The organism is Serratia sp. CMO1 (genome assembly GCF_015689115.1).
GTDB classification, from domain to species: domain Bacteria; phylum Pseudomonadota; class Gammaproteobacteria; order Enterobacterales; family Enterobacteriaceae; genus Serratia; species Serratia marcescens.
This window is the reverse complement of record NZ_CP065032.1, coordinates 11,856-24,426: the sequence shown is the minus strand read 5'-3', so window position 1 is coordinate 24,426 and position 12,571 is coordinate 11,856. Positions and strand designations below refer to the sequence as shown.

Genomic DNA, 12,571 nt, shown 5'->3' with positions numbered 1-12,571 from the left:
AAGGCGCATTCGCGCCCTGGCGGCGCGCAATTAGGAATCCGCTGCATGGCGCCGCCCGGCGTTTTGTCGCATAACTCCCCCAGCACTTACCCGCGCTCATCATTTGTCACGTTTTTCTCCGGAACTGCCGGCGAGCCAACGCGTCATAGTAGCGCGGTGATGCGGGCCCCACCTGCGTCGCCTACTTTTTGCGCCCCCGTGTTGGGCCGGCGCGTACAGAATTGATGCCATTAAGGACAAGAACATGAAAAAACGCATTGCAATTATTGCCGGCGCAGTGAGCGTCGCGCTCACGCTGTCAGCCTGTACCACCAACCCTTACACCGGCGAATCCGAAGTCGGCAAATCCGGCATCGGCGCGGGCCTCGGCGCCGCACTGGGCGCCGGCGTCGGCGTGCTGTCCTCTTCCAAGAAAGATCGCGGCAAGGGCGCGCTGATCGGCGCAGCGGCCGGCGCAGCCCTCGGCGGCGGCGCAGGCTATTACATGGACGTGCAGGAAGCCAAGCTGCGCGACAAGATGAAAGGCACCGGCGTCAGCGTCACCCGTCAGGGCGACAACATCGTGCTGAACATGCCGAACAACGTGACCTTCGACAGCAGCAGCGCCACGTTGAAACCGGCGGGCGCCAACACCCTGACCGGCGTCGCCATGGTGCTGAAAGAGTATCCGAAAACCGCGGTCAACGTGGTCGGCTACACCGACAGCACCGGTTCCCGCTCGCTCAACATGAACCTGTCGCAGCAGCGCGCCGACGGCGTAGCCAGCGCGCTGATCACCCAGGGCGTGGCGGCGAACCGTATCCGCACCACCGGCGCCGGCCCGGACAACCCGATCGCCTCCAACAGCACCGCGGAAGGCAAGGCGCAAAACCGCCGCGTCGAGATCACCCTCAGCCCGCTGCAGTAATCCCGTGCGGGGCGCCACCTGCGCCCCGCCGCTTCCTCCCGACTTTCTCCTTATCCTTCAATATTCCCGCTCGCACATCGGGTATGGTAGTCTCCTTGGCAATTAACCGCAGGAGGGATCGGCTGTGAGCACAGGCAAGGCAACGCGCGCCTCAGGACGCGCCACCATCAGCGATGTGGCCAGCATCGCCAAAACCGGCAAGACCAGCGTGTCGCGCTATCTGAATGGTGAACAGCACCTGCTTTCCGACGATCTCAAACAGCGCATCGAACAGGCTATCCAGCAACTCGACTACCGGCCAAGCCAGATGGCGCGTAGCCTGAAGGGCGGCCAGACCCGCCTGATCGGCCTGATCCTCGCCGATATCACCAACCCCTATTCAGTGGACGTGATGCGCGGCATCGAGGCCGCCTGCCGTCAACACGGTTTTACCCTGCTGGTGTGTAACACCAACAACGAAGTCAATCAGGAACAGCACTACCTGCAGCTGCTCAGCAGTTACCGGGTGGAAGGCATTGTGGTCAACGCGGTCGGCATGCGCGAGGAAGCGTTATCCACGCTGCAACAGTCGATGCTGCCGATGGTGCTGATCGACCGCAAAATCCCCGACTTCGCCTGCGATGTGGTGGGCCTGAACAACCGCGAAGCCGCCACCGTCGCCACCGAACACCTGTTGCAACAAGGTTTCGAAGCGATCCTGTTCCTCAGCGAGCCGCTCGGTACGGTCAATACCCGCCTGGAACGCCTGCACGCCTTCAGGCATACCATGGCGCAGCACCCCGCGCTGTTGGCGGAGCAGGCCGAAACGCCGCTCAACGATCGGCAGAAACTGGAGCAGGTGCTGAGCGATTTCAGCGGCCGCCACCGCGGCATGCGCAAGGCGGTGATCTCCGCCAACGGCGCCCTGACGCTGCAGGTGGCGCGCGCCATGCGTCGGCTCGGCATCCAGTGGGGCAACGACATCGGCCTGCTGGGCTTCGACGAGCTGGAGTGGGCGGAACTGGCAGGCGTCGGCATCACCACGCTGAAACAGCCCACCTACCAAATGGGGCACGCGGCGCTGGAGCGGCTGGTGCAACGTATTCAGGGCCTGGCCGCCCCCAGCGGCGAGCAGATGTTCTCCGGCGAGCTGATCGTCCGAGGCTCCACCACCCGCTAACCCGCCTTTTCCGGGGCCGTTGACCGCCCCGCCCTCGCCGGCTGTTTTTTGCTCAGCTTCGTGATTGCGATCATATTTTTACACTCTGCCGCTTTTCGCTGGAACCGGTTCCATTTAACGTACCGGTAACAGCAGCGGCGGCGACAATGCCGCCTCAGGAGTCAAAATGAAAACAGAAATCATCGTGGTCACCGGCGCCTACGGCACCGATACCGTCAAACAACACGGCGGCCAGCGCGCGCTGTTGCCCCTCATCGCCGGCGCGGGTGCCGACGGAGTGGAGATCCGCCGCGAACTGTTCACCGCCGGCGAGCTGGACAGCCTGCCGGCGCTGGCGCAAGAGATCGATCGCCAGCAGCTGTTCGCCGTCTACTCCGCCCCTGAGGCGCTGTTCACCCCGCAACATACGCTGAACCCCAACCTGCCGGCGCTGCTGGCGGAAGCGCAGACGCTGAATGCGCGCCAGCTGAAGCTGTCCCTCGGCCATTTCCGCCCCGGCTTCGATTTTACCGAGCTGAAAGTGGCGCTGGAGCAACACCCGGTCAAGCTGGTGGTCGAGAACGACCAAACGCCGGACTGCGGCATTTTGTCGATGCTGAACGCCTTTTTCCACGCCGCGGAAGATAGCCACCTGCCGGTCAGCATGACCTTCGATATGGCCAACTGGCTGTGGGTGGGGCAAGACGCCTTCGCCGCCGCCGAACGCCTGGCCCGCCACGTCGGTTACGTGCACGTCAAAGCCGCCACCCAAGGCCCGCGCGGCTGGCGCGCCATCGCGCTGGACGATACCGACGGCAGCTGGCGCGACCTGCTGGCCCGCCTGCCGCACGATGTGCCGCGCGGTATCGAATTCCCGTTGCAGGGCGATGACCTGGAAGCCGTCACCCGCCATTACGTCAATATCTTGCGTGCGGAGTAACCCCATGATGACAACGTTAACGGCAACGACGGCGCAGCAGGCGCCCCTGGATGTGGTCACGCTGGGTGAAGCCATGGCGATGTTCGTAGCGGCGCAGACCGGCGACTTGGCGGAGGTGGAAACCTTCACCAAACGCATCGCCGGCGCCGAACTGAACGTGGCGATCGGCCTGGCGCGTCTGGGCATGAACGTCGGCTGGGTCAGCCGCGTCGGCAACGATTCGTTCGGCCGCTTCACCCTGCAGCAGCTGAAAAAAGAAGGCATCAATTACCGGCAGGTGACGGTCGACGGCCACTACCCCACCGGTTTTCAGGTGAAATCCAAAACCACCGATGGTACCGATCCCAGCGTGGAATACTTCCGCAAGGGCTCGGCGGCCAGCCACCTGTCGATTGCCGATTTTAACCGCGAGTATTTCGGTTCCGCGCGCCACCTGCACCTGAGCGGCGTGGCGGCGGCGCTGTCCGGCGAATCGCTGGCGCTGTGCCACCATGCGGCGCGCGAGATGCGCGCCATGGGCAAAACCATTTCGTTCGATCCCAATCTGCGCCCGGTGCTGTGGCCCAGCCGCGAGGTGATGATCGAGCAGCTGAACCAGCTGGCGTTCGCCGCCGACTGGGTGCTGCCGGGGCTGAAAGAAGGGCAGATCCTCACCGGCCAATCGACGCCGGAAGGCATCGCCGATTTCTATCTGGAACGCGGCGTGCAGGCGGTGATCATCAAAACCGGCCCGGATGGCGCCTGGTTTAAAACCGCCGCCGGCGATAAGGCGGCGGTAGCCGCAGTCAAGGTCGACAACGTAGTGGATACCGTCGGCGCCGGGGACGGCTTTGCCGTCGGCACCCTCAGCGCCCTGCTGGAAGGCAAAACGCTGATACAGGCGGTGCAGCGCGGCAACAAAATCGGCTCGCTGGCGATCCAGGCCATCGGCGACAGCGAAGGCCTGCCGACCCGTGCGGCGCTGGCCGAATAACAATAAAAAAAACGACTTCTCCGCATGACGTCAGCCTCTGGCCCTACAACCGGGACGCGTCGGGAGAGCATCTGCCCCTTCGTCTTTCACGCCCAGCGTGCCGTGCGAAGGGGATGCAACACCACTGAAGGATACTGAACATGAACAAAGCGACTGTCGCGGCCAAACGCTGGTGGTACATCATGCCCATCGTGTTTATCACCTACAGCCTGGCCTATCTCGATCGCGCCAACTTCAGCTTCGCCTCCGCCGCCGGCATCAATGAAGATCTCGGCATCACCAAGGGCATGGCCTCGCTGTTGGGCGCGCTGTTTTTCCTCGGTTATTTCTTCTTCCAAATTCCCGGCGCCATCTACGCCGAACGCCGCAGCGTCAAAAAATTGATCTTCTGGTGCCTGATCATGTGGGGCGGTTGCGCCTCGCTGACCGGCGTGGTCAGCAATATCCCGATGCTGGCCGCCATCCGCTTTATTCTCGGCGTGGTGGAAGCGGCGGTGATGCCGGCGATGCTGATCTACATCAGCAACTGGTTCACCAAATCGGAACGGTCACGCGCCAATACCTTCCTGATCCTCGGCAACCCGGTGACGGTGCTGTGGATGTCGGTGGTGTCAGGCTACCTGATCCACGCCTTCGGCTGGCGCGAAATGTTTATCATCGAGGGCATTCCGGCGGTTATCTGGGCGTTCTGCTGGTGGGTGCTGGCGAAAGACAAACCGGCGCAGGCCGGTTGGTTGAGCGCCGATGAGAAACAGGCGCTGCAACAGCAGCTGGACGAAGAGCAGAAAGGCATCAAGGCCGTGCGCAACTACGGCGAAGCCTTCCGCTCACGCAACGTGATCCTGTTGTGCGTGCAGTACTTCGCCTGGAGCATCGGCGTGTATGGCTTCGTGCTGTGGCTGCCTTCCATCCTGCGCAGCGGCATGCAGATGGGCATGGTGGAAGCCGGCTGGCTGTCGGCGGTGCCTTACCTGGCGGCAACCATCGCCATGGTCGTCGTCTCCTGGGCGTCGGACAAAATGCAAAACCGCAAGCTGTTCGTCTGGCCGCTGCTGCTGATCGGCGCTCTGGCGTTCTTCGGATCTTACGCCGTCGGCGCCAACCACTTCTGGATCTCCTACGGCCTGCTGGTGGTCGCCGGCGCTGCGATGTATGCCCCTTATGGGCCGTTCTTCGCCATCATTCCGGAAATGCTGCCGAAAAACGTCGCCGGCGGCGCCATGGCGCTGATCAACAGCATGGGCGCGCTGGGTTCGTTCTTCGGTTCGTGGTTCGTCGGCTATCTGAATGGCGCCACCGGCAGCCCGGCGGCCTCTTACATGTTTATGGCCATCGCACTGGTGGTGGCGGTGGTGCTGACGCTGATCGTCAAGCCCGCCCGCAACGAGATCCAGCCGCAATTGGCTTGATCCGGTTATACTTTTTCTCTGTTAACCCAACCGGGGGGGGCGCCATGCCCCCTTTGGCTCAGCTGGAGTACGTGATGAAGCCTTCTATCGTATTGTACAAAAGCCTGCCCGCCGATCTGCGTGAACGTCTGGAACAGCACTTCACCGTGCACGCCTTCAACGGCCTGCAGCCGGAGAACCGCGACGAACTGCGCCAGGCGCTGCAGCAGGCCGAAGGGATCATCGGTTCCGGCGGTAAAATTGACGAAGCCTTCCTGCAGCAGGCGCCCAAACTGCGCGCGGCCTCGACCGTTTCCGTCGGCTACGACAACTTCGACGTCGAGGCGCTCAACGCCCATAACGTGCTGCTGATGCATACCCCGACGGTGCTGACCGAAACCGTCGCCGACACCATCATGAGCCTGGTGCTGGCGACCGCGCGCCGGGTGGTGGAAGTGGCGGAGCGGGTGAAAGCCGGCGAATGGCGCGGCAGCATCGGGCCGGACTGGTTCGGCGTCGACGTGCACCACAAAACCATCGGCATCCTCGGCATGGGGCGCATCGGCCTGGCGCTGGCGCAGCGCGCGCACTTCGGCTTCGGCATGCCGGTGCTCTACAACGCCCGCCGCACGCACGAAGAGGCGGAACAGCGCTTCAACGCGCGCCGCTGCGATCTGGATACCCTGCTGGCCGAATCGGATTTCGTTTGCATCACGCTGCCGCTGACCGAACAAACCTTCCACATGATCGGCCGCGATCAGCTGGCGAAGATGAAGAAAAGCGGCATTCTGATCAACGCCGGCCGCGGGCCGGTGGTGGATGAGCAGGCGCTGATCGAAGCGCTGCAAAACGGCGTGATCCACGCCGCCGGGTTGGACGTGTTCGAGAAAGAGCCGCTGCCGGCCAATTCGCCGCTGCTCAGCATGCCGAACGTGGTGGCGCTGCCGCACATCGGTTCCGCCACCCATGAAACGCGCTACGGCATGGCCGCCTGCGCGGTGGATAATTTGATCGCCGCGTTGACCGGCACGGTGAAAGAAAACTGCGTCAACCCGCAGCTGTTGCGGAAATAACTCAGCGCGGCCGGTGGTCTGCGGATAACCGGCCGTGTTGCTCTTCCTGCTGCGGCGCGAACAGCGCCTGCAGCTGATGTTCTTCGGCGAAGTGCTGCAATTCGGCATCCTGAATTGCCTGAACGATCTCTTCTCGCCAGTTTTTGTCCGTCATCGCTAACCTCCTTTGATGTTCATCGTTTAATCTGCCGCAGCGCGCGCGCAAAGCCAAGCCGAATCAATCCGAAAACGCTCCGCCCTTCCTCTCCTCCCCGAAAAACCCTCTCAGGGAGGAGGCCATTTTTCCGCCGTTTGCCACACTGGCGCTACCCAGCGGAAAAAACGCTTCCTGCCGCGCGTAAGGAGAGCCATGAAACTGTTACCCCTGCCCTTGTTGATGCTGCTGTCGCCTTCGGCGCTGGCCGGCTGGACGTTGCCGGGATTCCCGGCCTTCGACGAAACGGCCGCCGGGCTGTTCGCCAGCCAGGCCGCGCTGCCCAAGGGCCAGTTGCCGCTGCGCCTGTATCAGGATAACCACTGCTGGCAGCCGGCCGAGGCGGTAAAACTTAACCAGGCGCTGTCACTGCAGCCCTGCGGCGCCCATCCGCAGGTCAGCTGGCGGCAGTTCCGCGCAGGCGACTATCAGGTGCGCATCGACACGCGCAGCGGCACGCCGACGCTGCAGCTCAGCCTGAGCCGCGCGCCGGAAAACGCCGCCGTTGCCGTGCGCAGTTGCCCGCGCTGGGACGGCAAGCCGGTCACGGTCGACGTCGCCTCCACCTTCGCCGAAGGCGAAACGCTGCGCGATTTCTATTCCGGTCAAACGGCGCAGGTGAGCCAGGGGAAAATCACGCTGCAGCCCGCCGCCGCCAGCGGCGGCCTGTTGCTGCTGGAATCCGCCGCCACGGCGAAACCGGCGGCGTTCAGTTGGCATAACGCCACGGTCTACTTCGTGCTGACCGATCGCTTTGAGAACGGCAATCCGGCCAATGACCACAGCTACGGGCGCCGCAGCGACGGCCTGCAGGAAATAGGCACCTTTCACGGCGGCGATCTGGCCGGCCTGACGCAGAAGCTGGATTATCTGCAGCAGCTCGGCGTCAACGCCTTGTGGATCAGCTCGCCGCTGGAGCAGATCCACGGCTGGGTCGGCGGCGGTACCCAAGGCGATTTCCCGCATTACGCCTATCACGGCTATTACGCGCTGGACTGGACGCGCCTCGACGCCAACATGGGCACCGAACAGGAGCTGCGCACGCTGGTCGAGCAGGCGCATCGCCGCGGTATTCGCATTCTGTTCGACGTGGTGGTGAACCACGTCGGCTACGCCACGCTGGCGGATATGCAGACGTTCCACTTCGGCTCGCTGTATCTGCAAGGCGCGGAGGTGGAGAAAACCCTGGGGAAAAACTGGGGCGACTGGCGCCCCGGGCCAGGGCAAAACTGGCACAGCTTCAACGACTACATCAACTTCAGCGACAAGGCGGGCTGGCGCCCATGGTGGGGGAAAAATTGGATCCGCACCGACATCGGCGACTATGACGCGCCGGGCTATGACGATTTGACTATGTCGCTGGCCTTCCTGCCGGACATCAAAACCGAAGCGCCCGGCGCCAGCGGCCTGCCGCTGTTCTATCGCCACAAACCCGACACCGCCGCGCGCGACATGCCCGGCGCCGCCACCCGCGATTACCTGACCGTCTGGCTCAGCCAGTGGGTGCGCGATTACGGCATCGACGGTTTCCGCGTCGACACCGCCAAGCACGTGGAAAAACCGACGCTGGCGCTGTTGAAACAGCGCGCCACGGCGGCATTGGCGGCGTGGAAAGCGGAGCATCCGCAGCAGGCGCTGGATGATGCGCCGTTTTGGATGACCGGCGAGGCCTGGGGCCACGGGGTGATGAAAAGCGATTATTACCAAAACGGTTTCGACGCGATGATCAACTTCGATTTCCAGGACCAGGCGTCGCAGGCGCTGGGCTGCTTCGCCGATATCGACGCCACCTACCGGCAGATGGCCGAACGGCTGCAGGACTTCAACGTGCTGAGCTACCTCTCTTCACACGACACCCGGCTGTTCTTCGCCAGCGACGCCAAAGGCTCGCAGGTGCGCCAACAGCGGGCGGCGAACCTGCTGTTGCTGGCGCCGGGCGCGGTGCAGATTTACTACGGCGATGAAAGCGGCCGCCCGCTCGGCCCAACCGGCTCCGATCCGCTGCAGGGCACCCGCTCCGACATGAACTGGCCTGATCTGCAGGGGGAAAAAGCCCCGCTGCTGGCCCACTGGCAACGGTTGGGGCAGTTCCGCGCTCGCCACCCGGCGATCGGCGGCGGCGTGCAAAACCCGCAGCCGCACGCCGCCTACTATGCTTTCAGCCGTCGGCTCGGCGACGATAAGGTGATGGTGGTATGGGCCGGCGAACGGTCACAATAATCCAGCGTAATATGCTAACAATAGGCCAATGAGCGAAGCTTTTGCCCATTGGTCGATTTGTCGGCCGCATTGCAGCGGGATTTGTCTGGCGGTATGGTGGGGGATTACCTGCTAAGAAACAGTACTGCTACACCTATGACTTTCTCACTTTTCGGCGAAAAATTTACCCGTTATGCGGGCATTACCCGTTTGATGGACGACCTGAACGAAGGCCTGCGCACCCCCGGTGCCATCATGCTCGGCGGCGGCAACCCGGCGCAGATCCCAGAGATGGAAGCCTACTTCAAACAGCTGTGCCAGGAGATGCTCGACCAGGGCAAACTGACCGAAGCGTTGTGCAACTACGACGGCCCGCAAGGCAAGGACGCGCTGCTGAAAGCGCTGGCCAATCTGCTGCGCGACGAGCTTGGCTGGGAGATTTCGCCACAGAATATTGCACTGACTAACGGCAGCCAAAGCGCGTTTTTCTACTTGTTCAACCTGTTCGCCGGCCGCTACGCCGACGGTTCGCGCCGCCGCGTGCTGTTCCCATTGGCGCCGGAATATATCGGCTATGCCGACGCCGGGCTGGACGAAGGGCTGTTCGTCTCCGCCAAACCGAACATCGAGCTGCTGCCGGACGGCCAGTTCAAATATCACGTTGATTTCGAACACCTCACCCTTGGCGACGACATCGGCATGATCTGCGTTTCACGGCCGACCAACCCGACCGGCAACGTGATCACCGACGAAGAGCTGATGAAGCTCGACCTGCTGGCGCAGCAACGCGATATTCCGCTGGTGATCGATAACGCCTACGGCGTGCCGTTCCCCGGTATTATCTTCAGCGACGCCACGCCGCTGTGGAACCCGAACACCATTCTGTGCATGAGCCTGTCCAAACTCGGCCTGCCGGGCTCGCGCTGCGGCATCGTGATCGCCGACGAGAAGGTGATCACCGCGTTGACCAACATGAACGGCATCATCAGCCTGTCGCCGGGCAGCATGGGGCCGGCGATGGCGACGGAAATGATCGCGCGCGGCGATCTGCTGCGACTGTCGAACGAGGTGATTCGCCCGTTCTACAAACAGCGCGTCGAGCACACCATCGAGATTATTCGCCGCTACCTGTCGCCGGAGCGCTGCCTGATCCACAAACCGGAAGGGGCTATCTTCCTCTGGCTGTGGTTCAAGGATCTGCCGATCACCACCGAAGTGCTGTATCAGCGCCTGAAAAAGCGCGGCGTGCTGATGGTGCCGGGCCACTACTTCTTCCCGGGGCTGGAGCACGACTGGCCGCACACTCACCAGTGCATGCGCATGAACTACGTGCCCGATCCGGAGAAAATCGAGCGCGGCGTGGCGATCCTGGCGGAAGAGATCGAACGCGCGCATCAGGAAGCGAACTGAGCTCAACCCATCGGGGCGCCACCACGGCGCCCTTTTTTGGATTACAGCGTCCAGAACAGCACCGCCAGCAGCTGCGGCGACATGATGCGCAGGAACATCGCCAACGGATATACGGTGGCGTAAGACAGCGCGGCGGCGCCGCTGGTGGGATGCAGACCGTTGGCGAAGGCCAGCGCCGGCGGATCGGTCATCGATCCCGCCAGCATGCCGGACAGCGTCAGATAGTTCATCTTGCCCACCGTGCGCGCCAGAATGCCGACGCTCAGCAGCGGAATGGCGGTGATCAAGGCGCCGTACCCGACCCACGTCAGCCCCTCGCCGTGCAGCAACGTATCGATGAAGTTGCCGCCCGACTTCAATCCGACCACCGCCAGAAACAGCACGATGCCCAGTTCGCGCAGCGCCAGGTTGGCGCTCGGCGGCATAAACCAGTACAGCTTGCCGATGCTGCCGATGCGCCCCAGGATCAGCGCCGCCACCAGCGGCCCGCCGGCCAGCCCCAGCCGCAATGCCGCCGGGAAGCCGGGCACGAACAGCGGAATGGAACCGAGCAATACCCCGAGACCAATACCGATAAAGACCGGCAGCATCTGCACCTGCTGCAGTTTTTGTTGGGCGTTGCCGACAATCGCCGTCACCGCGTCGATGGCCTCCGGCCGGCCGACCAGGTTGAGAATGTCGCCAAACTGCAGCGTCACGTTGCTGCCGGCCACCAGCTCCACGCCGGCGCGGTTGAGGCGTGAAATCACCACGTCATACTTTTGCTTCAGATTCAGATCGCGGATTTTCTTGCCCAGCACCTGCTCGTTGGTCACCACCGCCCTCACCACCTGCAGCGCAGTGCCGCGCGTCGACAGCGAGGCATCCACCTCTTCGCCGATCACCAACCGAGCGTTCTCCAGATCTTCGCGTTTGCCCACCAGGTGCAGGTAGTCGCCAAGCTCCAGCCGCTCGTGCGGCGCCGGCACCATCAGCAGCTCCCCGCGCTTGAGGCGCGAACAGACGATCGCTTCACCGTTGAGCAGCGGCACGCTTTTGATCGCCATGCCCTGCAGATTGGGGTTGCGCACCGCCACGTTGATGGCGTGCAGCAGCTCGCGCTGATTGCCCAGACGGCTTTCAAACGCCTGCGCCTCACGCTCGATGTTGATGCGGAAAAACAGCCGGATCAGCCACATCACCAGCAGGATGCCGCATATGCCGAACGGATAGGCCATGGCGTAGCCCATCCCCATGCCGTCCACCAGCGCCGGATCGGAACCGAGATCGGTCAGGATTTGTTGACCGGCGCCCAGCGCCGGGGTGTTGGTGACCGCGCCGGAGAACACGCCGAGGATGATCGGCAGCGGCACGTCGAACAGCTTGTGTACCGCCGCCGCCACTATGCCGCCGGTCACCACCAGCAGCACCGCGAAGGCGTTGAGCCGCAGACCGGAGACGCGCAGCGAAGAGAAGAAACCGGGGCCGACCTGGATGCCGATGGTGTAGACGAACAGGATCAGGCCAAACTCCTGGATAAAGTGCAGCATGTCCCCGTTCAGGCTGATTTGCCCGCTCTGGGCAAAGTGGCCAACCAGGATACCGCCGAACAGCACGCCGCCGATGCCCAGCCCGACGCCATACAGCTTCCAGTTCCCCATCCACAGCCCAATGACGGCCGCCAACGCCAACATGCTGACGGTCAGGGCGATATCGCTCATAGGTCACATCCTTGCCAAAAAAGTTGAACACGGGATTTGCGGCCAAAGACACACAATTAACAAGGATTATGGCATCGGGCCGAAGGGGGGACTGTGGCACGCGCCACATAACGCAGCGAGGGAGATCCGTTGGGATCTCCCTCGCATGATGATGACCGCTTTTCAGTCGGTTATTTCGCTTCCAGCTCCGGCGTCGCACCGATGGCGATACGCTGCGGCTGCAAGGCTTCCGGCACCTGACGCACCAGATCGATGTGCAACAGGCCGTTTTCAAATTTGGCTTCGGACACCTGCAGATGCTCCGCCAGGGTGAAAGTCAGCTGGAACTCTTTGCACACCAGACCTTGATGCAGGTATTCAACCTGTTTTTCCGGCGGCGTGGGTTTACCGCTGACGGTCAACCGCGGCCCTTCCACTTCGATATTCAGTTCGCTTTGCCGGAAACCGGCCAGCGCCAGAGAAATGCGGTAGTGATTGTCATCACTTTTCTCGATGTTATACGGCGGGAACCCCTGAGGTTCCTGGCCGCCCATTGAACTGGCCAATTTATCAAAACCAATCCACTGACGCAGAAGCGGGGATAAATCGTAATTACGCATAGGAACAACTCCTTTCATTAAGCGAGATGTGTTTATTCAGCCCCCTGACGG

At 62.6% G+C, this 12,571-nt stretch carries 11 protein-coding genes; 8 read left to right on the top strand and 3 right to left on the bottom strand.

Annotated elements, in window-relative coordinates; all coding sequences use genetic code 11:
* Positions 1–244 precede the first annotated feature (244 nt).
* The 6 genes from IT763_RS00105 (at position 245) to ghrB (ending at position 6,419) form a co-directional block, all read left to right on the top strand.
* On the top strand, positions 245–907 hold the full coding sequence (locus IT763_RS00105) for an OmpA family lipoprotein (protein WP_016929583.1): 663 nt from the start codon (positions 245–247) through the stop codon (positions 905–907).
* Between the two features lie 124 nt (positions 908–1,031).
* Entirely contained in the window at positions 1,032–2,066 is a 1,035-nt protein-coding gene (locus IT763_RS00100; protein WP_016929584.1) for a LacI family DNA-binding transcriptional regulator, read from the top strand.
* A gap of 166 nt (positions 2,067–2,232) precedes the next feature.
* On the top strand, positions 2,233–2,985 hold the full coding sequence (locus IT763_RS00095; RefSeq protein WP_016929585.1) for a sugar phosphate isomerase/epimerase: 753 nt from the start codon (positions 2,233–2,235) through the stop codon (positions 2,983–2,985).
* 7 nt (positions 2,986–2,992) lie between these two features.
* Positions 2,993–3,958: a sugar kinase gene (locus tag IT763_RS00090; RefSeq protein WP_049299634.1), complete on the top strand. Its 966-nt coding sequence runs from the start codon at positions 2,993–2,995 to the stop codon at positions 3,956–3,958.
* Positions 3,959–4,098: 140 nt separating this feature from the next.
* Entirely contained in the window at positions 4,099–5,367 is a 1,269-nt protein-coding gene (locus IT763_RS00085; RefSeq protein ID WP_206195051.1) for an MFS transporter, read from the top strand.
* Between the two features lie 74 nt (positions 5,368–5,441).
* The gene (ghrB, locus tag IT763_RS00080) at positions 5,442–6,419 is read left to right on the top strand and encodes a glyoxylate/hydroxypyruvate reductase GhrB (protein ID WP_016929588.1); all 978 of its coding nucleotides are present in this window, start codon (positions 5,442–5,444) and stop codon (positions 6,417–6,419) included.
* Between the two features lies 1 nt (position 6,420).
* On the opposite strand, the gene IT763_RS00075 is transcribed toward ghrB, so the two are convergent.
* Positions 6,421–6,573, bottom strand: a complete 153-nt coding sequence (locus IT763_RS00075) for a hypothetical protein (RefSeq protein ID WP_019455508.1) — start codon at positions 6,571–6,573, stop codon at positions 6,421–6,423.
* 195 nt (positions 6,574–6,768) lie between these two features.
* On the opposite strand from IT763_RS00075, the gene IT763_RS00070 reads away from it, so the two are divergent.
* Both IT763_RS00070 and IT763_RS00065 read left to right on the top strand, forming a co-directional pair.
* A complete protein-coding gene (locus IT763_RS00070) occupies positions 6,769–8,832 on the top strand; it encodes an alpha-amylase (RefSeq protein ID WP_197817703.1) in 2,064 nt (687 codons plus the stop codon).
* A gap of 135 nt (positions 8,833–8,967) precedes the next feature.
* The gene (locus tag IT763_RS00065) at positions 8,968–10,221 is read left to right on the top strand and encodes a valine--pyruvate transaminase (RefSeq protein ID WP_016929591.1); all 1,254 of its coding nucleotides are present in this window, start codon (positions 8,968–8,970) and stop codon (positions 10,219–10,221) included.
* Between the two features lie 41 nt (positions 10,222–10,262).
* Here IT763_RS00065 and IT763_RS00060 read toward each other — a convergent pair whose 3' ends face one another.
* Positions 10,263–11,921 carry a putative transporter gene (locus IT763_RS00060; protein ID WP_016929592.1) on the bottom strand — a complete coding sequence of 553 codons (1,659 nt, stop codon included), beginning with the start codon at positions 11,919–11,921 and terminating at the stop codon, positions 10,263–10,265.
* A 170-nt stretch (positions 11,922–12,091) separates the two neighbouring features.
* The gene (gene ibpB / locus IT763_RS00055) at positions 12,092–12,520 is read right to left on the bottom strand and encodes a small heat shock chaperone IbpB (protein WP_004933922.1); all 429 of its coding nucleotides are present in this window, start codon (positions 12,518–12,520) and stop codon (positions 12,092–12,094) included.
* Between the last annotated feature and the right edge of the window lie 51 nt (positions 12,521–12,571).